Source organism: Fusicatenibacter faecihominis, from assembly GCF_020686945.1.
Taxonomy (GTDB): domain Bacteria; phylum Bacillota; class Clostridia; order Lachnospirales; family Lachnospiraceae; genus Limivivens; species Limivivens faecihominis.
Genome location: NZ_JAJEPR010000007.1, coordinates 19521 through 42655, shown reverse-complemented (window position 1 = coordinate 42655; position 23135 = coordinate 19521). Strand labels below are relative to the sequence as shown.

Genomic DNA, 23135 nt, shown 5'->3' with positions numbered 1-23135 from the left:
CCACGAAGTCACCTCATATCCAGAAAACTCTATTTTGTAGATATATGTAACTTATTAACAGTTCAACAAAGTCAGTAAAATCAAGGCTTTTTGTTGAACATGCACTAAAAAGAATAGAGAGAATATGGTGGACTACAAATTGTATAAACTGGAATTTCAAAACGGTGTCCGTTTTGGAAAAGGAAATCTGGAAAATGCAGAGCTTACTTTTCATGCAGATACTTTGTTTTCAGCGCTTTTTATGGAAGCATTGAAATTGGGGATGGAAAGAGAGTTTCTTGGTTATGTCAGAAAAAATGAATTACTTTTTTCTGATGCTTTTCCCTATAAGGAAAGACGGTATTATATTCCAAAGCCAATGATTTCTTATAAAGCAGTAAAAGATGAAAAAAAGGGAAATTCAGTAGAAAAAAAGCGTTTTAAAAAAATGAAATATATTCCACAAGAATATCTGGAAAATTTTTTGAAAGGAGAATACCCGGAGGAAGAATTAAAAGAAGAACAAAAATTTGGCGTACATAGTATGAAAGTTTCAGTGGGACTTCGGGGAAATGAAGAGTCGGAGCCTTATCGGGTGAATGCATTTTATTTTTCAGAAGGAAATGGATTGTATTTGATTTTGGCTTATCAGGAACTGGAGGCAGTAGAATTATTTAAAAAATTGCTGGATAGTCTTTCTTATAGTGGGCTTGGAGGAAAGCGAAGCGCTGGTTTGGGCCGTTTTGAATATATGGAACATGAAATGCCAGATGAGCTAAAGGAAAAATTACAGAAAAAAGCGGATAAATATATGCTTCTTTCTGTTGCTTTGCCAGAAGATCAGGAGATGGAAAAGATTCTTGAAAATGCATCTTATAGTGTTTTGAAAAGAAGTGGATTTGTGAGTTCAGAGACCTATGCAGAGCAGCAAAGAAGAAAAAGAGATTTGTATGTTTTTGATGCCGGCTCATGCTTTGAAAAGATGTTTGAAGGAAGATTAATCGAAGAAAGAGAGGGTGGAAGACATTCAGTGTTTCGATATGAAAAGGCACTTTTTCTGGGGGTAGATATATGAATCGGTCGTTAAAAGTATATGATTTAAGTTTGAAAGTTCAGGGACCAGTTTTTGTGGGAAGCGGATATGAAATTCAGAAAAAAGAATATCTTTTTTTAAATCGAAGTACGGTTGGAATTGTTGATGCTGAAAAGTTATATCTGTTAGCGAAAAGGAGACATTTGGAGACAGAACTGGAACGGTTCATGGTAAAGGATACAAAAGAAGATTTGAAACATTGGGTTCAGAAAAATAAGATTCCGACCAAAGAAATAGAAAGCTGTATGAAATATGTGTTGAATGCTGGAGATATCCAGATGGAACGGGGGAAAATGCAGATTATGGCATGTATGGTAGATCCTTATGGAAATCCGTATATACCAGGCAGTTCTATTAAAGGTATGTTGAGAACTATTTTGTTGTGTGCGGACATTATACAGTATCCTGAAAAATATCGTATAGAACGAACAAGTATAAAACAAGATATTCAGATTCCATGCAATAGAAAACGGGTACTTTCAAAAAACATAGAAGCTATAGAGAATAAAGCATTTCATACTCTGAAAAAAAGTGAGAAAGTAAATGATATCATGGCGGGGCTTATAATTGGAGATAGTGATGTTTTGGAAAGAAAAGATATAATCCTTTGTCAGAAATGGGATCGCCATATAGATGGAAAGGAAGGAACGATCAATCTTTTGCGTGAATGTGTAAAGCCTGGAACTGTGATTCATACCAGCATGACAATAGATCAGAGTATTTGTCATCTTAACCCAGAAGAGATTTTAAAGGCAGTTGAAATTTTTTATGACAGATATTATGATGTATTTCAGAGTAAGTTTTCAGGGATGGACAGGGCATCCGATCAGACAGTGTTTTTAGGTGGCGGTTGTGGTTTTGTGTCAAAAACTATGACTTATGCAATGTTTGAAGGACAAGAAGGGGTAAGCATTGTAAAGGATATTTTTGAAAAAACTGGTGTGCCACGAGATCATAAACATGATGAAGATGTAAGAAAAGGTGTTTCACCACATGTGCTAAAATGTACTCGTTATAAAGGAAAAGAATATATGATGGGGCAATGCGAGTTATCAATTTCTTGATTTTCCCGCGCACCGCAGAAATATAACAAATTTTGAGCTTTTTTATAATTTCAAAAAGCTGTATTTCTCAAAATAATTTTTCTCACGCAAATTGTAAAATGAACCCAGATAAAATGCGAGGTTTCAAGGAGGGTGTTAGAGAAATACAGTCCCCGTTAGGGGACGGAAACTTTCTTAAATACGGCATTCTTACACCCCCTTGTTAATGTTAGAGAAATACAGTCCCCGTTAGGGGACGGAAACTTTGCCCTGGAGGAACATGCGGTCAACTTTTGCTTGTTAGAGAAATACAGTCCCCGTTAGGGGACGGAAACATCTGCATAAGTCATACGTTCCGCAAGAATTCTTTGTTAGAGAAATACAGTCCCCGTTAGGGGACGGAAACTTGTTCAATACCCTTTTTGTTTTTGGTGTAGTTGTATTCCGTTAGAGAAATACAGTCCCCGTTAGGGGACGGAAACCTTTCTTGCTTGTCAATCTATAAGTTGTCAATAGTCAGTTAGAGAAATACAGTCCCCGTTAGGGGACGGAAACAATTCTTTGCCGCAAATGACACATTTTGACATTTTATCAGGTTAGAGAAATACAGTCCCCGTTAGGGGACGGAAACTTGCTTGTGATAGTCTTTCCCCGTGTCGGTTTATGTGGTTAGAGAAATACAGTCCCCGTTAGGGGACGGAAACAAAACAGCTGTCTTTTTGGTAAAGGCAAAGTTAAACAGTTAGAGAAATACAGTCCCCGTTAGGGGACGGAAACTATTACTCAACCAGTTCGCAAGCTCTTCTCTATCCTTGGGTTAGAGAAATACAGTCCCCGTTAGGGGACGGAAACTGCTGAATCTCACGTTTGAGCGTTGTGAGTTCACGATTGTTAGAGAAATACAGTCCCCGTTAGGGGACGGAAACAATCATACCAACGGATGTCCATATGAAACTTTTCGTTAGAGAAATACAGTCCCCGTTAGGGGACGGAAACGTTAAACCTTCACTTGTTTTAATTACTTTTGCACTCATGGTTAGAGAAATACAGTCCCCGTTAGGGGACGGAAACCATTTAGTAAATCAATAGTTTTTTTCATATCAGTTAGAGAAATACAGTCCCCGTTAGGGGACGGAAACACGTTCCTTGTAGTCCATACGCACTCCCTCCTTTGGTTAGAGAAATACAGTCCCCGTTAGGGGACGGAAACGTATTGTAGTCTGGCATTCTGGCAAGACTGCTTTGGGTTAGAGAAATACAGTCCCCGTTAGGGGACGGAAACTCTTCCAACGAAGTAATCAAATTTACTTATCAGTTAGAGAAATACAGTCCCCGTTAGGGGACGGAAACCAGTGAGACTTTGTTCAATACCCTTCTTGTTTTTTTAGAGAAATACAGTCCCCGTTAGGGGACGGAAACCAATATCTCACACTTACATACAAGGCTTTCTATTATGAATTAGAGAAATACAGTCCCCGTTAGGGGACGGAAACTAAAGTTACCACTTGACAGACCTTGTAGAGTTGAGTTTAGAGAAATACAGTCCCCGTTAGGGGACGGAAACGTTTTCCGGGATGATTGTAGAGTTAATAGTTGCAAGTTAGAGAAATACAGTCCCCGTTAGGGGACGGAAACGGTTCTGCGTTGACATATAAGACACGAAGAGTTGGATTAGAGAAATACAGTTCCCGCTGGGGGACGGAAACGCCAAGCAGATTTCTGGAGTTTGGTTTTTAACATATTAGAGAAATATATTCCCCGTCAGGGGACGTGTTACATAGTTGGTAATGAAGGAGGAGATCTGTTATGGGTTTACTGTATGTAAATGAGAATGGGGCAGTAATTGGTGTAGAAGCAAATCAGTGTACGGTTACATACAAAGATGGAATGAAAAGGATGATTCCTATTGAATCTTTGGAAGCAATCACAATCATGGGTCAATCACAGATGACGACTCAATGTGCAGAAGAATGCATGGAACGAGGAATATCAGTATCTTATTTTTCTAAGGGTGGAAGATATTTTGGACGACTCATTTCTACTGGACATGTAAATACAGAACGACAGAGGAAACAAAGTGCTTTGTATGATACAGAATTTGCAGTAAAGATAGGGAAAAAGATCCTGAATGCAAAAATCAAAAATCAGAGTGTAGTTTTAAAACGATATGAAAAAAGTAAAGGAATTACTTTGAATGAAGAACAAAAAATGATGAATATTTGTAGGAATAAAGTTCTCGAATGCCAAAAAATAAGTGAAATGATTGGTTTTGAAGGACAGGCTGCAAAGTATTATTTTAAAGGTCTTTCTGAATGTATAGATAAACAATTTTATTTCCAAGGCAGAAGTAAAAGACCACCCAGAGATGAATTTAATTCTATGATAAGTCTGGGTTACTCTATCCTTATGAATGAAGTCTATTGTAAAATTGAAATGAAAGGGTTAAATCCATTTTTTGGATTTATTCATAGGGATGCAGAAAAACATCCAACTTTGGCCAGTGATTTAATGGAAGAATGGCGGGCAATTATTGTAGATGCTACGGTGATGAGTATGATCAATGGACACGAAATTGCTAAAGATGGTTTTATTTGTAATGAAGATCGGCCTGGGTGTTATATGACGAAAAATGGATTGAAAGTTTATTTGAATAAACTGGAAAGAAAATTTCAGACAGAAGTTCGCTATCTGAAATATATTGATTATCCAGTTAGTTTCAGAAGAGGCATCTTTTTACAGATGGAAAGTTTGGCAAAGGCAATTGAGGAGGGAGATGCAGAGCTTTATGAGCCAATTATCATTCGATGATGAGGATTATTATTTTCAGATAGCGGAAGAATTAGAAGATGATAAGCAGTTTATATTGATTATTTATGATATTGTAGATAATAAGCGTCGTGTAAAATTTGCAAAATTTTTAGAAGGTTATGGAAAAAGGGTTCAAAAATCTGCTTTTGAAGCAATGCTTTCTTCACAACGGTACGAAAAAATGGTCAGAGAAATTCCAAAATATATAGAATTAAAAGATAATGAAGATAATGTGCGGATTTATCGAATCACAGGAAAGGGTAAAGTAACATCCTGGGGAACAGTACCGGAATTTGAGGAAGAAATTATTTTGATTTAAAAAGGAAGGGAAAAATGGAAAAGAAATATTTATTTTCACCTGTGGGAAATACTGACCCGATAAAATATTTTCATGACGGGTCTTTACTTCATATTTGCAGGCACTATTTACCAGATGTGGTCTACTTATATCTTTCAAAAGAAATGTTGGAGAATCATAAAAAGGATAATCGTTATGTAAAAACATTGGAACTTTTAGGAGAAGCCTTACATCACGATTTTGAAGTTCATGTGATAGAAGCACCAGAGATGGTGCAAGTACAGCAATACGATGTTTTTTATAATGAATTTCGTAAGATCATAGGAGAAATAGAAGCAAAGAAAGGGAAAGAAGAGCAGTTGTTGTTAAATATGGCATCAGGAACTCCTAGTATGAAAAGTGCTCTTCTGGTGATGGCAACTTTGGCTGAGTATCGTTTTTTACCGATACAAGTCTCTACGCCTAAAAAAGAAAGTAATTTGGAACATGAAGAACGAAAAGAATATGATGTAGTGGCAAACTGGGAATTGAATCAAGATAACGAGATAGGTGCAGAAAACCGGTGTGTTGAGGTACGTTGTATCAATTTAATGAGACTTTTAAAAATTGATATTATAAAAAAACATTTATTATCTTATGATTATTCGGCAGCTTTAGAAGTAGGAAAAGATATTCGGGAAGATTTGTCATCAAGAGCATTTCGGTGGCTGGAAGCAGCAGAAGCACGATCTTCCCTAAATTGGGAAAAAATGAATCTTGTTTTACCGGAAAAAAATAGGGTTTTATCTGTTATTAAGGAGAATAATATTAAAAAGATTTTGTTCGAATATACACTTGTGCTAGACTTAAAGGTGAGAAGAAAAGAATATGCAGATTTTATTCGAGCAATTACACCGTTGGGAGTAGACCTGCTAGAGATAGTTCTTGAACAGTATTGTGATGTGGAAATTCAAAAGTATTATGCGAATGGAAACATACGAAAATGGAGCAGATCAAAACTGGAAGGAACAGAAATGTTGAGGTTGCTTCAGGGGGAGTATCTGCAATTCAATTTTGGACCAGTATATTCAGCACAGCTTAATAACGTAATACAGAAAAAATGTTCTTCGGAAAATCTTGCAAAACGAGTGCAGGATTTGGTTGATGTAGAGCACAATGTGCGTAATATTGCTGCTCATAATATTGTATCTGCTACACCTGATTGGGTGAAAGAGAAGACTGGAAAATCTATTTCAGAAATAATGGGTCTGATAAAATATATTTGTGAGCAGGTAAAAATTAATCTTAGAAAAGAAAACTGGGATTCTTATGACTTAATGAATCAAGAAATTATAAAAGAACTTGATCAATGTTAAGTAAAATTTTTCTAGAATTTTTATTTGTTTATGAAAAATGGTAGGCGTTAAAATAATGAGTATAGGAGAATGATGTTTATGGCATGGGTTGATATGAGATGTCCAAAATGTGGGGAAATATTGCCGGATTTTGTGGATAGTTGTTATACATGCGATTATAAGTTCATTGCAAAAGAATATGACCCGCAGACGTATCCGGACACACGAAAAAGAGACAAGGAATTATGGAAGTATAAATATGATACAATGAATTATCCAAATAGAGAGTTTGGTTATGCTTTTGATTATAAGTTGATTGACTGGTCAGATATTGTTTTAATGAATAATATAAAAGATATATATGACGATGAGGGAAAAATAAAAGAAAATTTAACTTTTGAAGAAGAATTAAAGCATTATAATATAGCAAGACCAACTAAACCCTCAGGATTGCCTGAAAATTATGAAAAATATGTAAATCGGCTGAAATATAAGGCAGAATACTTTGAAAACTTGGCTTTTATTTTTTTCTTTGTTCCAGCTATTATTTCGTTTATATTAGTTTATTGTTGTAGAGACTGGCCTTTGATTTTGGATCTTACTCCATTATGCTTGATGTTTCTATTTCCTGTAATGATAGAAGCTGGAAAATCGTCTCGTGAAGAATTAGATCGGTTATTACCACGGTTAAAACAATATGAAGAAGCAGAGATGGATTTTACGGCTTATGCCAAAAAGGAAATAACCAGATTTAAGAGAATGGAAGAGTTTCAGAATATGGTAAAACGAAAATGCCAAAAATCACGATCTGGAGAAATTATTTCTGGCGATCCGGAAATGGTGTGTATTTTTAATAAAGGTGAGTATAATCAATGTGAGTATAATTTGACGAGTTTTTATGCACGAATAATGGAAAATAAAGTAGATTCTGCTCAAATGAATCAAGTAATTCAAGAATTATCACAAATGACGGGCATTCTTCCAAGAGAGTTAAAAAAATTTATATATGAGACAAAAATCACAGGAATGTTTCCGGAAAAATATCAAGGAAAAACGATTGAAGAGGAGAAAGAAGAAAGAGAAGCGATAGCCATTGCGAGAGCGGAAAGTCGGATTGTGAGATGTCCAAAGTGCGGTTGTCAGGATATTGGAGTTTTAAATCGTGGATATGATCCGTTTTGGGGATGGGTTGGATCCGGAGAAGTTGTAGATGTTTGTAAAAAATGCGGATATAAATGGAAACCGTAAATAAAGGAGGCTATTTTTGCCACCCTTCCCCACCCCGAGAAATCAGTTGACAAACCCCTGTCATTATAGTAAAATGCTCCTGTAACAAAGTTTAACAAATTTGTAATATTTGTAACGGAATTGTAGAAAAAACAGCTTCTGCAATTCATTCAGGAGGTAATTTATGAAAGGTAATCATATAAAGAAGGTACTGATTTCTGCGGCGACCATTGCGGCCTGTTCGATTCTTACGGCGCTTCCGGTCTATGCGGATGATACATACAGCGACGATGTCTGGGCTTACCGGGCAGTGGCCAATGTGGTGGAGGCAGTAAATATCCGTGCGGCCGCTTCTGAGGACAGCACGATCGTCGGCTATCTGACGACGGCGGCTTCCGCTGATGTGATAGAGAGAGGGGAGACTTGGTCTCTTGTGATCTCCGGCGGCGTGGAAGGTTATGTAAGAAATGACTGCCTTGCCTTTGGCGAGGACGCAAAGAATCTTGCCGGTGTTTACGGTTCCGAGGGTGTAAAAACTTACTGGGATGGCGTGAGTCTTTTTGCAGCGCCGGACGGTTCTTCTGAGGTTCTGGCGACTGTGTCAGCAGGAAAAGAGTATGAGGTTCTCAGCAATGACGGCTCCTGGGTAGAGGTGCAGATGGATGACGCTACCGTGGCTTATGTGCCGGCTGAGGATGTGATGGAAACCACGATTCTGGATAAGGCTGTATCTACCGGAGATGCTTATGGCAGTGTGAGCGGTTCCAGCAATTCTGGCAGCTATGACGATGGAAGCAGCTATAGCGATAGCAGTTATGACAGCTATGATGACGGAAGCTCCTACAGCGACAATAGCTACGACACGAGCTATGATAGCAGCTACAGCGATACCAGCTACGATGACGGAAGTTCCTACACTGATAGCAGCTATGACACGAGCTACGACGATGGAAGTTCCTATGACACGAGCTATGACAACAGCTATACTGACAGCTCCTACGACGATGGCAGCTCTTATACCGACAGCAGCTCCGACACAAGTTACGATGATGGCAGCTCCTATGACAGCAGCTCCGACACAAGTTACGATGATGGCAGCTCCTATGACAGCAGCTCCGACACGAGTTACGATGACAGCAGCTCTTCTGACACCACCGACACATCCACCAGCGCCTCATCCAGCGACCGCGAGCTTCTCGCCGGCCTGATCTACTGCGAGGCAGGCAACCAGAGCTGGGACGGAAAAGTGGCCGTGGGCGCGGTTGTTCTGAACCGTGTGGCCAGCAGCTCCTTCGCAAGCACGATCAAAGGCGTTATCTATGAGAGTGGTCAGTTCAGCCCGGCAGGTTCCGGCTGGCTGGACAGCGTCATCGCAAATGGCTCCATCCCCAGTAGCTGTTATGATGCAGCAGACGCAGCTCTGGCAGGAGAGAATCCGATCGGAAGTGCCATGTACTTCAACACCGGTTCCGGCAAAGGAATCAAGATCGGAGCACATCAGTTCTATTAAGATATTCACCAAAGAAAAAAGCGTTGTACAAACAGCGCTTTTTTTGTTATACTAAACAGGGTATGACCTGTTTGATTTGAGGTGAAAAAATATGGAAAATATCATATACACAATCTGTGCGAAAGCGGATGAAGCTTCCATTCGCCAGGCTGGTCAGATTTTGAAAAGAGGAGGCCTGGTGGCATTCCCCACGGAGACCGTTTACGGCCTGGGGGCAGATGCGCTGAACGAGGATGCGGCGGCGAAGATCTACGCAGCCAAGGGACGGCCTTCCGATAACCCGTTGATCGTACATATCACAGAGCGAAAAATGCTGGATGCCATTGTCTCGGAGGTGTCACCCCAGGCGGAGCTCCTGATGGAAAAATTCTGGCCGGGTCCCATGACGCTGATTTTTAAGAAAAGTGACTTGGTGCCCTACGGAACCACCGGCGGGCTGGATACTGTGGCGGTGCGTATGCCCTCCCATCCGATCGCGCGGGCGGTCATCGATGCAGGCGGGGGCTATATTGCAGCTCCCAGCGCCAACACTTCCGGAAGACCAAGCCCCACAAAGGCTTCCCATGTGGAGGAAGACCTCTGCGGAAAGATCGACATGATTCTGGACGGCGGCGAGGTGGACATCGGTCTCGAGTCCACGATTGTGGATGTGAGTACGGATCAGCCGATGATTCTTCGACCGGGCTACATCAGCCAGGCGATGCTGAAGGAGGTCATCGGGCCGGTGGAGATTGACCGGGCGCTGCTTCTTGACAGCAGCAAGGCCCATCCCAAAGCGCCGGGCATGAAATACAAGCATTACGCTCCCAAGGCAGATCTCAAGATCGTCGAAGGCAGAGAAGACGAAGTCATCGCTGCCATTAACCGTCTGGTGGAGCAGGGAAACAAGGCTGGAGAAAAAGTCGGTGTCATCGCCACGGAGGAGACGAAAGGTCTCTACGAGGGCGGCATTGTAAAATCCATCGGAAGCCGGAAGGACGAGCTCAGTATTGCCCGCCATCTCTTCGGGATTCTCCGGGATTTCGACGAGCTGAAGGTAGACCGGATCTATTCGGAAGCTTTCGACACACCGAGAATGGGCCAGGCCATCATGAACCGCCTGATGAAGGCGGCGGGCCACCAGGTCATCAGTCTTGGGGAGAAAAAGGATGAAAAGGTTTGACAGATTGATTTTTGTGAGCAACAGCGATACCTGCCGCGCGCCCATGGCAAAAGGAATTATGCGGAGTAAATACCTTTTGAGCGATCTCGAGGTGGACTCGAGAGGGCTGGTGGTGCTTTTTCCGGAGCCTGTAAATCCCAAGGTGGAGGCGGTTATGGAAAAGCATAACCAGAGCCTGAAGGATCACACGGCGGAGGCGCTTCGGGAATCAGATTTTGATGAGAGAACTCTGATCCTCGCAGTGGATGAGGAGAATCAGAGGAAGGTTTTTGAAAACTATGAAAACGCGCAGAATGTATTTCTGCTTTCAAACTATGTGAGCAGTACGGAGGAGATCAAAGACCCCTACGGCGGTTCCCTGGAGGATTACGGGGCCTGCTACGATCTGATGGAGAGCCTGATCTCAAAACTGGTCGTGCTGTTAAATGAGGAGGAATTGTTATGTTAGCAATCGGATGCGATCACGCAGGATATGAACTGAAACAGGAGATCATCAAACATTTGGAAGAAAAAGGCATCGAGTATAAAGATTTCGGCTGCTACAGTGAGGAAGCCGTGGACTATCCCGTTTACGGCAAGCTGGTTGGCCATGCAGTAGCTGACGGCGAGTGTGAAAAAGGCATCCTGATCTGCGGAACCGGTATCGGTATCTCCATGGCAGCCAACAAGATCAAAGGCGTCCGCGCAGCTCTCTGTTCCGACTGCTTCAGCGCTGAGGCTACCCGTCTCCACAACGACGCGAACATCCTGGCTATGGGTGGAAGAGTCGTAGGCACCGGCCTGGCCCTGAAGATCGTAGATACCTTCCTGAATACGGAATTTTCCGGCGCGGAGCGTCACATCGCCCGAATCCGCCAGATTGAGGAAGATTGATTAAATGTTCAGGAGCCACTGTTCCGCGAGGTGTTTTGGCATGAATATGCCAAAATCCCGAGAGGTGCACGCAAAAATCCCATCGCCGAAGGCGATTTTTGTTGGATTTTTGCTCGTAACTGTGAAAATACTGAACAGTTACGACTGATCCTTGTAAGGGGGAAAAATATGATCGAAAACAAATCGGCAGCCATCATGGCAGAGATCACCAAAGCGGTGATCGGAAAAAATGACATTGTGGAAAAAATCCTCATGGCCGTTCTGGCCGGTGGACATGTGCTGATGGAAGATATTCCCGGCGTGGGAAAAACGACCATGGCTCTGGCTTTTTCCAGGGTACTGAGCCTGAAGGAAAACCGTATGCAGTTCACTCCGGACGTTATGCCCTCGGATATCACTGGTTTTTCCATTTTTCAGAAAGATAAAAACGAATTTGTATACCAGCCCGGTCCCATCATGTGCAACTTGTTCCTGGCAGATGAGATCAACCGTACCTCACCGAAGACCCAGTCGGCTCTTCTGGAGGTAATGGAGGAGGGTAACGTGACTGTGGACGGCGTGACGAGAGAGGTTCCGAAGCCCTTTATCGTGATCGCGACCCAGAACCCTATCGGTTCCGCCGGAACCCAGATGCTTCCCGATTCCCAGCTGGACCGCTTTATGATCTGTACCTCTCTTGGTTACCCGGATGTGGAGACAGAGATCGAGATCATCAAGCACAACAACGGCCAGAGTCCGCTGGACGGCCTCAAACCGGTGGTCAATGCGGAGGAACTTCTGGAGCTTCAGAAGGAAGTGGAGCAGGTCTTTGTCCATGATGTGATTTTCCAGTATGTGGCCCATCTGGTGGCAGCGACGAGAGAGCATCCGATGTTGGACCTTGGCATCAGCCCCAGAGGAACCATCGCCCTCACCCGTATGGCGAAGGCTTCCGCTTATATAAAAGGAAGAAACTATGTGGTTCCCACGGATGTTTCCGATGTGTTTAAGGAGGTAGCCGTTCATCGTCTGCAGCTCTCAGCCAAGGCCAGAGTCAACCATGTGACGGCGGAGGGCATCATTTCCACGATTCTTGAGAGCGTGCCGCAGCCTCTTCCGGAGAAAAGACAGGGGTAGCCTATGAGGAAGATCGCATATCTGATCCTGACGACGGTGAGTTTTTACCTTTGTATCATGTATGACGGGGCGGCTCCTTTTTATCTCTTGGGCTTTCTGCTTCTTCTGGCGGCGGCTCTGTACGGGAGTTCCTGGTATCTCCGGGCGCATCTTAAGATTCATCTGAACGTGCAGATTCCCGTGGTGGAAAAAGGCCAGGAGTTTCCAGTAGAAATCTGGGTGGAAAATACCGGCTTTCTTCCTATGCCGAAGATCCGCCTGACTCTGCTCCACGACAGCGATTATGTGGGAAAACCGGAGAAAAAACGACTGACGCTTGGCATTGGTCCGAAGAAAAAAGAACGGCAGAAAGAGAAATTTACGATGAAATATGCCGGCCGCTATTATTTCTATGTGACGGAGGCCAGAGTCTACGATGCTATCCGGCTTTTTTCAAAAAAAGTCCAGGTCCGGGATGACAATGTGTTTGTGAACGTCCTGCCCACGATCCGGGAGATACCTGTGGAGGTGGATCCGCGGACCAGACAGCATATGCCGGACAGCGACGAGTACGCCACGGACCGGAAGGGCGAGGATGTTTCCGAGATTTACGCGATCCGGGAATACCGACCCGGCGATTCCATGAAAGCGATCCACTGGAAGCTCAGCGCCCGTACGGAGCACTGGATGGTGAAGGAATTTTCCTTCCCCCAGGGCGTGCAGGTGCTTTTGCTGCTGGATCTTTACACAGCCAGCACGAAAAACTTCCGGGAGGAGGAGATGGATGCCCTTCTGGGAAATTTTTCCTCCCTTTCTTACAGTCTGGCGGGAAAAGGCGTGAGCCATGTGGCGGCCTGGTATGACGATGCGGCGGGAGAACTTCGCCGCTGCAGGATCGACGACGAGGAAGGGACCTATGCCATGGTGGACCAGCTTTTGGCTGCCGTCCCCTACGGCTGGCAATATGATATTGAAAACGGCTACGACAAGGAATATCCGGGCGAAGTTTTTGCGGCCACCCTGATTTTTGATACGGAAGGAAAGCTTCAGAACAACGGAAGGGTGATCGCAGAATTTGGAACGGAAGGCCAGGAGCAGCAGGTGATTGTATGATACAGGATTTTCAAGTTTTTCTGAATATCGTCGGACAGGGACTGTCCTGGTTTTTCGGTCTGGAGCTTTCGGACTGGTGGGCTGCTCTGGTGCAGAATGGGACGGATAAATTCTGGGTGGCCGGAATTGTGATTTTTCTCGGGCTCATTCTGGTGGGCGGCTTCTTTTTCTGGGGACTTCGCTTCCTGTCCTACTGCCTCATCGCCAGTTATCTCGGCCTGATTCTGGCAGGTGGCGAGAGTCCGTCGGTCTGGACCATGACGGCAGCGATCCTCTATGTGACTGTCACGCTGGCAGCCGGGACCGGGAAAAGAGGAAAGCATTTCAAAATGGCCGGGAGCAGTGCTTTGTCTGTCCTGATCTTAAGCGGCGTTCTTCTGGTGGCGAGCGCCCAGATCGGAGTACCCCTCCTTCAGAAGGCTTTCGGCGATGTGCTTCCCCTGCGGACACGAATCCAGCAGACCTCACTTCTCCATGTGTTGAACCAGTTTCTGCCGGAAGAACTGAAATTTCAGGACGGAACCGGCGAGTACGAAGGTGGAAGCCTGGAGGTGCAGGGCGACGGACCGGATTTCAGCGGACGGACGGTGGTCACGGTGGAGAGCGATCAGAAGCCCGAGAACCCGGTCTACTGGTCCCGCTATATGGGAAATCTGTATACAGGTTACAGCTTCAACGACGAGGGCGATCTGGATGACCAGAAAAACCGTTACAACATCCAGTATCCGAAGCGAAAACTGGCAGAGCTGAAAGCTTTCTGTGATGCCAATCCCCAGGAGACGCCGCAGGATATCGTTGATTTTATCGTAAATACCCTGAGAGACAACACGGTATACAACCTTCAGGTGGATTCCCCGCCGGATGGGAAGGATTTCATCGAGTATTTCTTTTTTGAGAAAAAGGAAGGCTACTGTATTCATTATGCAGCTACGGCCGTGATGATGCTTCGGATGTACGGGATTCCGGCCCGCTATGTGACGGGCTTTCTGATTCCACCTTCCCTCTTTTATCTCAACGATGAGGGAGTCTGGCAGGCAGATGTTCCCGATGACCATGCCCATGCCTGGGCGGAGGCCTACATTGATGGCCGCTGGGTACGGGTGGAGACTACGCCATCCGGAGGCTTCACAGCGGATGTGCAGGAGGCCATGGGAGAGGAACCTGAGACAGAAAACGCGACAGAGATGGAAACACAGACCGAAGGGGACAGCCCGGAGGCCGGAACCGAACTAGCAGCTGAAATAGAGGGCGGCAGTGAAAATGCAGCGTCCTCCGGAAATGAAAATCAGACGGAAAACGGCGGGGCAGCAGGGACCCTTGGAGAACTTGAGGCCTCTGGCGGTCTTCCGGAAAACATCGGTCCTTCCTGGGTTTTCCTGCCTGTGGTTCTTCTGCTGGCAATGGTTTTGATTTGTATTGGTCTTTTTATCCGCCGTTTCATGATTCTTGAGAAACGGAAAAAAGCTTCTGTGCAGGAGGTCTTTGCAGCTATCTTCGAGGTGTTGACCGTGGGAGGCCTTCCGGCTTCCTACAGTCTTCTGACGGAAAATCTGGAGGATGAGATTCTGGAACGGTTTGTCTGGATTCAGGAGCCGGAACTTCACCGTGTACTGGAGATTGTTCTCCGCACGACCTACGGACCGGAGACGGCCACAGAAGAGGAGCGGAGAGAGGTCCAGAACCTTTACCGGGCCATCTGCCGTCAGCTTGGCAGAGAACAGAAGGGCATGTCGAGATTTGCCTTCTATCTCATTGACGTATGGATTTAACGAAAAGAGCAGCTTTGAAAAAGGCTGCTTTTTTCACGCCCATTTTGTCCCGGGCATATCCTTATTATGGGGGTGAAGGAATGAATTTTGAGATGATCACGCCAAAGGAACTGGACCGGTATCTCCATCGCGGGGATACCTTTATCATAGATCTTCGGCCGCCGAAGGAGTACCGGGAACGCCATCTGAAAGGAGCAGTAAACATTCCCTATGAGAAGCTTTCTGGCTGCTGTCTTTTTCCAAGGGACCGTCTTCTTCTCTTTTACTGCGACCGGGGCTCCATGAGTATGGCGGCGGCCAGGGAATATGCGGAAAAAGGCTATCGGACCAAAACGGTGGTGGGCGGTTTTCTGGCCTATCAGGGCCGGGAGACAGAATCTTTCCGTTGACAGAGTCGCATTTCCTAACTAAGATAGAAGAGAAACAAGAAACAAGAGAAGTAAAGAACAGGAGGATAGGCTTATTATGAAGCTTATGTTTGCATCCGATATCCACGGCTCCGCTTATTACTGCAGAAAAATGCTGGAGGCGTTTCAGGAAGAGAAGGCAGAGCGTCTGGTTCTGCTTGGAGATATTTTATACCACGGACCGCGCAATGACCTGCCAAAGGAATATGCGCCCAAGGAGGTCATTGCTCTTTTAAATCCCATGAAAGACAAGATCTATGCCGTACGGGGAAACTGTGAGGCGGAAGTCGATCAGATGGTTCTGAATTTTCCGGTGATGGCAGACTACTGCGTGATCCTGGCTGACGGAAAAGCGATTTACGCCACCCACGGCCATATCTATAATGAAAACAATCTGCCGCCGCTGAGTGAGGGTGATGTGCTGATCCACGGCCATACCCATGTGCTGAAAGCCGAGCGCCGGGAAGGCTACACCCTCTTAAATCCGGGCTCCGTTTCCATCCCCAAGGAGGGCAACATCCCGACCTATGCGATTCTGGAGGACGGCATTTTTACTATCAAGGGCTTTGAGGGCGAGATCGTGAAGACTCTGGATCTGAATGAGAAAGGAACAGAAAAAGCATGAAAATGATTGAACTGGTAGCACCCTGTCATTTTGGAATGGAGGCCGTGCTGAAACGGGAAATCCTGGATCTGGGCTATGAGATCAGCCAGGTGGAGGATGGCAGAGTGACCTTTCTGGGAGATCTGGAGGCGGTGGCCTACGCCAACGTCTTTCTCCGTACCACGGAGCGTATCCTGATCAAAGTGGGAAAAATCCACGCGGAAACCTTCGACGAACTTTTCGAGGGAACCAAGGCCCTGCCCTGGGAGGATTTTATTCCCGAGGACGGAAAATTCTGGGTGGCAAAGGCCAACTCCATCAAGAGTAAGCTTTTCAGCCCTTCCGATATCCAGTCCATCATGAAAAAAGCGATGGTGGAGCGCCTGAAGACCGTTTATCACCGGGAGCGTTTCGAGGAGACCGGGGCGGAATATCCGATCCGCGTTTCGATTTTGAAGGACGAGGTTCTTATCGGTCTGGACACGAGCGGCGTTTCTCTTCATAAGAGAGGCTACCGCCAGATGACGGCTCCGGCTCCGATCACGGAGACGCTGGCCTCCGCGCTGATTCTTTTCACCCCCTGGAAAAAAGACCGGATTCTGGTGGATCCCTTCTGCGGAAGCGGCACTTTTCCCATCGAGGCGGCTATGTTGGCAGCAAACATGGCTCCGGGCATGAAACGTCATTTCCTGGCGGAAAAATGGGAAAATCTTATTCCGATCCGTCATTTCCAGGATGCGAAAGAGGAAGCAGCCGATCTTGTGGATTTGTCAGTGGAGACCGATATTCAGGGTTACGACATCGACGGCGAGATCATCAAGGCGGCCCGGGCCAACGCTAAAATGGCCGGTGTGGATCATCTGATCCATTTCCAACAGCGCCCGGTGTCCGAGCTTTCCCATCCGAAAAAGTACGGCTTTGTCATCACAAATCCGCCCTACGGCGAGCGTCTGGAGGAGAAAAAGAACCTTCCTGCTCTCTATAAGGAGATGGGCGACGCCTTCCGCCGCCTCGATTCCTGGTCCGAGTATGTGATCACGGCCTATGAGGACGCGGAGAAATACATCGGAAGAAAAGCGGACAAGAACCGCAAGATTTATAATGGTATGATGAAAACCTATTTCTATCAGTTTCTGGGGCCGAGACCTCCGAAACGGAAACAAGAGGAGAACGCTTGATCAAAAAGTTAGAAGGAATTTTGCGGCTGGCGATCCTCTGCCTGGGCGTTTATCTGGTTTATACCTTATACCGGCCCCAGGCGGACCGACTGATCCGAGAAGTGAAGGAGCAGGTCTTTACCACGACGGAAAATCCTGCCGCTCTTCTGACGGAGGAGAGGCAGGAAGAAACGGAAGCGCAAAAAACACTCTCCTTTCCGGCGCGCTACGATTCCAGAGATTACGGCCGGGCGCCTGACGTACGGAACCAGGGAAGCCTTGGTACCTGCTGGGCGGTGGCGGCTGTCTCCGCATTGGAGGCGTCGCTGCTCCCTGAGGAGCACCTTCGTTTTTCGGCGGATCATCTGTCGCTGCAGAACGGTTATGCGAAAAGCCAGGATGACGGCGGGGCCTACACGATGACGATGGCTTACCTCACGGCCTGGAAGGGACCCGTGCTGGCGGAGGAAGATCCTTACGGGGACGGCTACTCGCCGGAAGGCTTAAGTCCCAGGAAGCATGTGCAGGAAATTCAGATTTTGAGGGACCGTGCCTCTATCAAGGAAGTGGTTCAGGCCCATGGGGCGGTTCAGACCTCTCTATATATGGATGTGCAGTCGGATTACAGTTCCGTTTATTATAATGAAAGAACGGCTTCTTACTGTTACCCGAAGGAGGAAGCGCCGAATCATGATATTCTCATCATCGGCTGGGACGACAATTTTCCGGCTTCCGGTTTTACCTACAATGTCAAGGGAAACGGGGCCTATATCTGTCAGAACAGCTGGGGAACCTCTTATGGGGAAAACGGAATCTTTTACGTTTCCTATGAGGATCCCAATATCGCGGGCTATGCGCTGGCCTATTCAAGGGTGGAAGAGCCGGATAATTACGATTCGGTCTATCAGTCGGACCTTTTAGGCTGGGTGGGTCAGCTGGGCTACGGGACCGACAGCTGCTATTTTGCCAACGTCTATACGAGCCGCGGGGCAGAAGAGCTGAAAGCTGTAGGTTTTTACGCCGTGGGGGAGAATACGGAATATGAGATCGCTATTGTGGATGAATTTCAGAATGAACTCTCGCTCTCGGCCTTTTCACCGGTGCAGACCGGAACGCTTGTCCATGCAGGTTTTTACACGATCGATCTTAACGAGCCAGTGTCTTTGAGTGAGGGGCAGCGCTTTGCCGTGGCCGTGAAGGTGCGGACGCCGGGGGAAAGTTATCCAGCAGCAACCGAATACAAAGCGGACGAATACACGGAGACTGTGGACCTTTCCGACGGGGAGGGCTATATCAGTATGAAGGGCTATCAGTGGACGCGGACGGAGACAGAATACAGCTGCAACATCTGTCTGAAAGCCTATACAGATAAGGAAGGATAAAAAATGAAACGAATTGTTTTTGCAACAGGAAATGAAGGAAAAATGAAAGAGATCCGCATGATTCTGGCGGATCTTCAGGTGTCGGTCCTCTCCATGAAAGAGGCGGGCCTTCAGATCGATGTGGAGGAAAATGGAAAAAGCTTTGCGGAAAATGCGGATATCAAGGCCACGGCTATTCAGAAGCTTTCTCCCGGGGATATCGTTCTTGCCGATGATTCCGGTCTGGAGATCGACGCCCTGAACGGAGAGCCGGGCATCTATTCAGCCCGCTATATGGGCGAGGACACCTCCTACCGGATCAAGAATGCGAACCTCATCGAGCGCTTAAACGGGGTTCCAGATGAAAAAAGGACCGCCCGGTTCGTCTGTGCCATCTCCGCAGCCCTGCCCGGCGGAAAAATCTTGAGAAGCCGCGGAACCATCGAAGGCCGGATCGGCTATGAGGAGAGAGGGGCCAACGGTTTCGGCTACGATCCGATTTTCTATCTGCCGGAGTACGGCTGCTCTACCGCAGAGCTGGATCCCGAGACAAAGAACAAACTGAGCCACAGAGGCAAAGCCCTGGAAGCCATCAAAGAAGAGCTTCGCCCCTTCCTTGAGGAGGAAAAAAGATGAAGATACTCATCGTCAGCGATACCCACGGTCAGGAAAAGAACCTGGAAGAGGTCCTGAAAAAAGAAGAACCCATCGACGCTCTGATCCATCTGGGAGATCTGGAGGGCGGAGAGGATTTTATCAGCACCCATGTGAAATGTCCCGTTTATCTGGTCAGCGGAAATAATGATTTCTTTTGCTCTCTTCCGAGAGAGCGGGAGATCACCCTGGGAAAATATAAGGTGCTCATCACCCACGGCCATTATTACTATGTGTCCCTGGGCGTGGAGGAGCTCCGGCGGCAGGCTGTGGCCCGGGGCTATCAGGTGGCGATGTTCGGCCACACCCACAAGCCTTATCTGGAGACGAAGGACGGCGTCACGATCCTGAATCCCGGAAGTCTGTCCTATCCCCGGCAGGAAGGACGGCGGCCAAGCTACATGATCATGGACATCGATGAGGCGGGGGAAGCCCATTACACCCAGAAGTATCTTTAAAAAAGCTGTCCGGCGGCGGGAAAACAGCCCTGTTGCCGGGCGGAAAATGTTGAATTTTCGCATAGTTCTAATAGTTTGAAAAACTTTGAAAATTTTTTAAAAAAAGGTGTTGACATTTAAGAGACCTTATAATATAATATGTCTTGCGTCAGGGAAAAGACGCAGGACAAGAGCGCCAAGAACGGGGTGTGGCTCAGCTTGGCTAGAGCGCCTGGTTTGGGACCAGGAGGCCGCAGGTTCGAATCCTGTCACCCCGACTAAATTTTAACACTTGCGGGTGTAGTTCAATGGTAGAACACCAGCCTTCCAAGCTGGATACGTGGGTTCGATTCCCATCACCCGCTTTGAGTCTGTAGCTCAGTTGGATAGAGCAACGGCCTTCTAAGCCGTGGGTCGGGGGTTCGAATCCCTTCAGGCTCGTTTGCACGACCTGTGCAAGGAATATGGTGGATATAGCGCAGTTGGTTAGCGCGCCAGATTGTGGCTCTGGAGGCCTAGGGTTCGAATCCCTATATCCACCCTTTCTTTTTGGGCTATCGCCAAGCGGTAAGGCACAGGACTTTGACTCCTGCATTCGCCGGTTCGAATCCGGCTAGCCCAGCTAGGCGATAAGCCAGTTGGGGCAGAAGAAAAAAGAAGTCCTTTCTTATATAAATTGAATATGGGGTATTAGCTCAGTCGGTAGAGCACTTGACTTTTAATCAAGTTGTCCGGGGTTCGAATCCCCGATGCCTCACTCTTTGAAAGTGGCGGAAACTCAGCAGTTATGCGGGTTTCCGCTGTTTTTGCGTGTATTAACGAGTTAAAAGTTTCTTTTTGTTGCACATGATTTTAGAAGACGTCTGCATGGCGAAAAGTCCTGTTTTTAAGAGCTTCCAACAGAACCCAATCTGCTGAAAGCTGTTTTCTATTTATGCGGCCAGTGGGACTTGAACCCACACATCTTTCGATACAGGAACCTAAATCCTGCGCGTCTGCCAATTCCGCCATGGCCGCCGACCCATTCATTATACCCGGAAGGCGGCGGCCTGTCAACTCTTCCAACGGGCCGTTTACAGCAGCTTTTTCTTCTTGAAATAGAGAATCTCCAGAACGATAATTAGGATACTGATGAAGATGACGGTTGGATACCCATATTTCCAGCCAAATTCCGGCATGCCGGGAAAATTCATGCCATACCAGCCTGCGATCAGGGTCAGGGGAAGGAAAATGGTGGTAACAACGGTCAGGATACTCATGACGCGGTTTTGCTGGACTTCAATCTGGGACTGGTACAGTTCCCTCAGCTGCAGGAGATATTCCCGGAGCATTTCCACATGGTCATGGAGGCGCTCGCTTCGTCCGGCATATAGCTGCCAGCCGGCACATTCCTCCCGGGTCAGGGCCTGACTGATATTTGCCTGCATGAGATCTCCCATATTCATCAGCTGTTCATAGTAAGAGTGAAGTCCGGAGAGCTTTTTCCGATATCGGAGGAGCTCTTCATTGAAATGCTGAGGCTGTCTGGAAAGAAGCATTTCTTCTACCTGATTCAGCCGTTCTTCAAATTTCTGAAGATAGAGAACATCCTCCTCAATGAGGAGTTCAAAGAAATTCAGGAGAAACTGATTCAGGGTACAGCCCTTTGTGGAATCTTTTCGCATCCGATCCAGATAAGATTTAAGTTCGCCGGTCTCTGTGATGAGAATCAGCGTCTGGTCTTTCTGATAAAAACCAAAAAGCAGCAGAGAAGTGTTCTCCTGTTTTACGGGGATCTTCATGGTTCCCTGGATGCAATCGGAAAAAGTTTCGATTTTACAGTACTGGACAGGTGAGAGGCTTCTTTTTAACGTTTTCCGGTGGGGATAGTCCCCGGAAAGATCGCTGAATTCTTTCTCGTCCATAAGCAGGACTTCCCAGCTTGCCGGGAGCGTCTGGCTGTCATTTTCTTTCGCCGGCCGGAGCTGGCCGCGTTCCATATCAAAAACATATCGGATCATACTCTGCCTCCTGTAAAAATAATATTTTTATCCTACCACATTTTCATAGAAAGTCCATAAGATTTCATGAAGATTCTGTGTCATCTCTTGACAAAGGAAGAAACAGGTATTTATACTGATTTCAGAAACTGTTGACTGCTTAAGAAAGGCAGGAATGTAGATTGTCCGAAAAGAAAGAAATCTGCCTGAAAAACGAAGAGGAGTTTTTCAGGATCTTAAAAGAGGTAAAAAAAGAATCCAGACTTCAGGAGACGGACCAGTATCTCCAGCATGGTGTGACCAGCGTCTACCGGCACAGTCTGGCCGTGGCTTATTTCAGCTGTTATCTGGCAGAGAAGATGCACCTGAAAGTCCGGACCAGAGAGATGATCCGGGGAGCCCTTCTTCACGATTATTTTCTCTATGACTGGCATGAAAAGTCAAAGGACCACCGGCTCCACGGCTTCACCCATCCGGCCAGAGCCTTGAAGAATGCGGAGCAGATCTTTGACCTCACGCCCGTGGAAAAAGATATCATCAAACGTCATATGTTTCCTCTGACACCGGTTCCTCCGGCCTATCGGGAGAGCTATCTGGTCTGCCTGGCTGATAAGATCTGTTCCTCGTATGAAACTTTCCACCGGGACCGGGTGGACTGGCTTCTCTACCATCTCAAAACCCGCGCAGCCAATGCCAAATGATTACAGGGCATTATGCAGGAAAGTGGAAGGTACTGTAAAAGGAAACTGTCGAAAATAGACAAAGGAGAAAGAAAAAAACGCGTAAAAAGCAGTGCAAATTTTTGTTAAAGTATTGACAAAAGGAAAAATGTGGTGTATACTGATGCCATCATATGAAGAAGTTCTGATTACTGACGGATGATTGTGGAGTACCACAGGGGAATCAGAATTATAAAGGGTCGACCGTCTGGGCAGCATTCCATCACGGGAGTGTTGCTTTTTTTCGCGATAAGGTCCGGAAAATCCGCCGGGCTGGACGCCAGTTGAAGTGGAATATTAAATTTTACCCAAGTAGAGTAGATGTTATACGTTAAGTGTCACAGGAGGGGAAGACTTCCTGCGAACGAAGGTTCAGCCGCGTTATAATATCGCTTCCGCTACTGCGAAATTTTTCACTCTTGAGCCGTATGTGAGATACGGACGGAGTCATGAGAGATGCTTCCAGTGTATGGAAGTCGCATGGCGCCTGAATTTAATTAAAAAAGCGGATAT

At 46.3% G+C, this 23135-nt stretch carries 21 protein-coding genes, 7 tRNA genes, 1 CRISPR repeat array and 2 riboswitches; of the genes, 26 read left to right on the top strand and 2 right to left on the bottom strand.

What is annotated here, in order from left to right:
* Window positions 1-139 precede the first annotated feature (139 nt).
* From csm4 to LKD71_RS05860, 25 genes are all read left to right on the top strand, one after another.
* Window positions 140-1054, top strand: coding sequence for a type III-A CRISPR-associated RAMP protein Csm4 (gene csm4, locus LKD71_RS05980; RefSeq protein WP_227614719.1), 915 nt, complete (start codon window positions 140-142; stop codon window positions 1052-1054).
* Window positions 1051-2136, top strand: coding sequence for a type III-A CRISPR-associated RAMP protein Csm5 (csm5, locus tag LKD71_RS05975; RefSeq protein WP_227614718.1), 1086 nt, complete (start codon window positions 1051-1053; stop codon window positions 2134-2136). Before csm4 ends, csm5 begins: the two co-directional genes overlap by 4 nt.
* 134 nt (window positions 2137-2270) lie before the next feature.
* Window positions 2271-3821: direct repeats of the CRISPR family, unit length 36 nt; unit sequence GTTAGAGAAATACAGTCCCCGTTAGGGGACGGAAAC.
* A 100-nt stretch (window positions 3822-3921) separates the two neighbouring features.
* Window positions 3922-4923, top strand: a complete 1002-nt coding sequence (cas1, locus tag LKD71_RS05970; RefSeq protein ID WP_227614717.1) for a CRISPR-associated endonuclease Cas1 — start codon at window positions 3922-3924, stop codon at window positions 4921-4923.
* Complete coding sequence (gene cas2 / locus LKD71_RS05965) at window positions 4901-5242, top strand: CRISPR-associated endonuclease Cas2 (RefSeq protein WP_227614716.1); 342 nt, start codon at window positions 4901-4903, stop codon at window positions 5240-5242. The genes cas1 and cas2 overlap by 23 nt, the downstream gene beginning before the upstream one ends.
* Before the next feature lie 14 nt (window positions 5243-5256).
* Window positions 5257-6576, top strand: coding sequence for a type III-A CRISPR-associated CARF protein Csm6 (csm6, locus tag LKD71_RS05960; RefSeq protein ID WP_227614715.1), 1320 nt, complete (start codon window positions 5257-5259; stop codon window positions 6574-6576).
* A gap of 78 nt (window positions 6577-6654) precedes the next feature.
* Window positions 6655-7803, top strand: coding sequence for a hypothetical protein (locus LKD71_RS05955; protein ID WP_227614714.1), 1149 nt, complete (start codon window positions 6655-6657; stop codon window positions 7801-7803).
* A gap of 163 nt (window positions 7804-7966) precedes the next feature.
* Entirely contained in the window at window positions 7967-9292 is a 1326-nt protein-coding gene (locus LKD71_RS05950) for a cell wall hydrolase (protein WP_227614713.1), read from the top strand.
* 91 nt (window positions 9293-9383) lie between these two features.
* Window positions 9384-10454: an L-threonylcarbamoyladenylate synthase gene (locus LKD71_RS05945; protein ID WP_178046529.1), complete on the top strand. Its 1071-nt coding sequence runs from the start codon at window positions 9384-9386 to the stop codon at window positions 10452-10454.
* Complete coding sequence (locus tag LKD71_RS05940; protein WP_178046528.1) at window positions 10441-10902, top strand: arsenate reductase/protein-tyrosine-phosphatase family protein; 462 nt, start codon at window positions 10441-10443, stop codon at window positions 10900-10902. Before LKD71_RS05945 ends, LKD71_RS05940 begins: the two co-directional genes overlap by 14 nt.
* A complete protein-coding gene (gene rpiB, locus LKD71_RS05935) occupies window positions 10896-11327 on the top strand; it encodes a ribose 5-phosphate isomerase B (protein ID WP_178046527.1) in 432 nt (143 codons plus the stop codon). Before LKD71_RS05940 ends, rpiB begins: the two co-directional genes overlap by 7 nt.
* 168 nt (window positions 11328-11495) lie before the next feature.
* Window positions 11496-12443 carry an AAA family ATPase gene (locus LKD71_RS05930; RefSeq protein ID WP_178046526.1) on the top strand — a complete coding sequence of 316 codons (948 nt, stop codon included), beginning with the start codon at window positions 11496-11498 and terminating at the stop codon, window positions 12441-12443.
* 3 nt (window positions 12444-12446) lie between these two features.
* Window positions 12447-13535, top strand: coding sequence for a DUF58 domain-containing protein (locus tag LKD71_RS05925; RefSeq protein WP_227614712.1), 1089 nt, complete (start codon window positions 12447-12449; stop codon window positions 13533-13535).
* Complete coding sequence (locus tag LKD71_RS05920) at window positions 13532-15304, top strand: transglutaminase-like domain-containing protein (protein ID WP_227614711.1); 1773 nt, start codon at window positions 13532-13534, stop codon at window positions 15302-15304. The genes LKD71_RS05925 and LKD71_RS05920 overlap by 4 nt, the downstream gene beginning before the upstream one ends.
* 80 nt (window positions 15305-15384) lie before the next feature.
* A complete protein-coding gene (locus tag LKD71_RS05915) occupies window positions 15385-15693 on the top strand; it encodes a rhodanese-like domain-containing protein (RefSeq protein ID WP_178046523.1) in 309 nt (102 codons plus the stop codon).
* A gap of 76 nt (window positions 15694-15769) precedes the next feature.
* Window positions 15770-16336 carry a phosphodiesterase gene (yfcE, locus tag LKD71_RS05910; protein ID WP_178046522.1) on the top strand — a complete coding sequence of 189 codons (567 nt, stop codon included), beginning with the start codon at window positions 15770-15772 and terminating at the stop codon, window positions 16334-16336.
* Window positions 16333-17493: a THUMP domain-containing class I SAM-dependent RNA methyltransferase gene (locus LKD71_RS05905; RefSeq protein WP_227614710.1), complete on the top strand. Its 1161-nt coding sequence runs from the start codon at window positions 16333-16335 to the stop codon at window positions 17491-17493. Before yfcE ends, LKD71_RS05905 begins: the two co-directional genes overlap by 4 nt.
* Window positions 17490-18854, top strand: a complete 1365-nt coding sequence (locus LKD71_RS05900; protein WP_227614709.1) for a lectin like domain-containing protein — start codon at window positions 17490-17492, stop codon at window positions 18852-18854. The genes LKD71_RS05905 and LKD71_RS05900 overlap by 4 nt, the downstream gene beginning before the upstream one ends.
* Window positions 18855-18857: 3 nt before the next feature.
* A complete protein-coding gene (locus LKD71_RS05895) occupies window positions 18858-19469 on the top strand; it encodes an XTP/dITP diphosphatase (protein ID WP_178046519.1) in 612 nt (203 codons plus the stop codon).
* Window positions 19466-19945 (top strand): metallophosphoesterase family protein, encoded by a 480-nt coding sequence (locus tag LKD71_RS05890; protein ID WP_227614708.1) that lies wholly within the window; start codon window positions 19466-19468, stop codon window positions 19943-19945. Before LKD71_RS05895 ends, LKD71_RS05890 begins: the two co-directional genes overlap by 4 nt.
* Window positions 19946-20127: 182 nt before the next feature.
* Window positions 20128-20202: transfer RNA gene (locus LKD71_RS05885), tRNA-Pro, on the top strand.
* 16 nt (window positions 20203-20218) lie between these two features.
* Window positions 20219-20289: transfer RNA gene (locus LKD71_RS05880), tRNA-Gly, on the top strand.
* Between the two features lie 2 nt (window positions 20290-20291).
* Window positions 20292-20365 (top strand) — tRNA-Arg (locus tag LKD71_RS05875).
* Window positions 20366-20391: 26 nt separating this feature from the next.
* Window positions 20392-20465: transfer RNA gene (locus tag LKD71_RS05870), tRNA-His, on the top strand.
* A 9-nt stretch (window positions 20466-20474) separates the two neighbouring features.
* Window positions 20475-20546: transfer RNA gene (locus LKD71_RS05865), tRNA-Gln, on the top strand.
* A 62-nt stretch (window positions 20547-20608) separates the two neighbouring features.
* A tRNA-Lys gene (locus tag LKD71_RS05860) sits at window positions 20609-20681 on the top strand.
* Between the two features lie 178 nt (window positions 20682-20859).
* On the opposite strand, the gene LKD71_RS05855 is transcribed toward LKD71_RS05860, so the two are convergent.
* Window positions 20860-20941: transfer RNA gene (locus tag LKD71_RS05855), tRNA-Leu, on the bottom strand.
* A gap of 56 nt (window positions 20942-20997) precedes the next feature.
* Window positions 20998-21924 carry a magnesium transporter CorA family protein gene (locus LKD71_RS05850; protein ID WP_227614707.1) on the bottom strand — a complete coding sequence of 309 codons (927 nt, stop codon included), beginning with the start codon at window positions 21922-21924 and terminating at the stop codon, window positions 20998-21000.
* A gap of 161 nt (window positions 21925-22085) precedes the next feature.
* Here LKD71_RS05850 and LKD71_RS05845 point away from each other — a divergent pair, with 161 nt between their 5' ends.
* Window positions 22086-22604: an HD domain-containing protein gene (locus LKD71_RS05845; protein ID WP_227614706.1), complete on the top strand. Its 519-nt coding sequence runs from the start codon at window positions 22086-22088 to the stop codon at window positions 22602-22604.
* A 156-nt stretch (window positions 22605-22760) separates the two neighbouring features.
* A riboswitch (ZMP/ZTP riboswitch) is annotated at window positions 22761-22843 on the top strand.
* 90 nt (window positions 22844-22933) lie between these two features.
* Window positions 22934-23025: riboswitch (THF riboswitch) on the top strand.
* The last annotated feature ends 110 nt before the right edge of the window (window positions 23026-23135 follow it).

What these genes read in the sequence shown, in the direction of transcription:
- LKD71_RS05925 (WP_227614712.1), top strand. Translation starts at nt 12,447, where the DNA reads ATGAGGAAGATCGCATATCTGATCCTGACGACGGTGAGTTTTTACCTT.
- yfcE (WP_178046522.1), top strand. Translation starts at nt 15,770, where the DNA reads ATGAAGCTTATGTTTGCATCCGATATCCACGGCTCCGCTTATTACTGC.
- LKD71_RS05850 (WP_227614707.1), bottom strand. Translation starts at nt 21,924, where the DNA reads ATGATCCGATATGTTTTTGATATGGAACGCGGCCAGCTCCGGCCGGCG.
- LKD71_RS05895 (WP_178046519.1), top strand. Translation starts at nt 18,858, where the DNA reads ATGAAACGAATTGTTTTTGCAACAGGAAATGAAGGAAAAATGAAAGAG.
- LKD71_RS05920 (WP_227614711.1), top strand. Translation starts at nt 13,532, where the DNA reads ATGATACAGGATTTTCAAGTTTTTCTGAATATCGTCGGACAGGGACTG.
- LKD71_RS05905 (WP_227614710.1), top strand. Translation starts at nt 16,333, where the DNA reads ATGAAAATGATTGAACTGGTAGCACCCTGTCATTTTGGAATGGAGGCC.
- LKD71_RS05955 (WP_227614714.1), top strand. Translation starts at nt 6,655, where the DNA reads ATGGCATGGGTTGATATGAGATGTCCAAAATGTGGGGAAATATTGCCG.
- cas2 (WP_227614716.1), top strand. Translation starts at nt 4,901, where the DNA reads ATGAGCCAATTATCATTCGATGATGAGGATTATTATTTTCAGATAGCG.
- rpiB (WP_178046527.1), top strand. Translation starts at nt 10,896, where the DNA reads ATGTTAGCAATCGGATGCGATCACGCAGGATATGAACTGAAACAGGAG.
- LKD71_RS05930 (WP_178046526.1), top strand. Translation starts at nt 11,496, where the DNA reads ATGATCGAAAACAAATCGGCAGCCATCATGGCAGAGATCACCAAAGCG.
- LKD71_RS05945 (WP_178046529.1), top strand. Translation starts at nt 9,384, where the DNA reads ATGGAAAATATCATATACACAATCTGTGCGAAAGCGGATGAAGCTTCC.
- LKD71_RS05950 (WP_227614713.1), top strand. Translation starts at nt 7,967, where the DNA reads ATGAAAGGTAATCATATAAAGAAGGTACTGATTTCTGCGGCGACCATT.
- csm6 (WP_227614715.1), top strand. Translation starts at nt 5,257, where the DNA reads ATGGAAAAGAAATATTTATTTTCACCTGTGGGAAATACTGACCCGATA.
- LKD71_RS05915 (WP_178046523.1), top strand. Translation starts at nt 15,385, where the DNA reads ATGAATTTTGAGATGATCACGCCAAAGGAACTGGACCGGTATCTCCAT.
- cas1 (WP_227614717.1), top strand. Translation starts at nt 3,922, where the DNA reads ATGGGTTTACTGTATGTAAATGAGAATGGGGCAGTAATTGGTGTAGAA.
- LKD71_RS05890 (WP_227614708.1), top strand. Translation starts at nt 19,466, where the DNA reads ATGAAGATACTCATCGTCAGCGATACCCACGGTCAGGAAAAGAACCTG.
- LKD71_RS05940 (WP_178046528.1), top strand. Translation starts at nt 10,441, where the DNA reads ATGAAAAGGTTTGACAGATTGATTTTTGTGAGCAACAGCGATACCTGC.
- csm5 (WP_227614718.1), top strand. Translation starts at nt 1,051, where the DNA reads ATGAATCGGTCGTTAAAAGTATATGATTTAAGTTTGAAAGTTCAGGGA.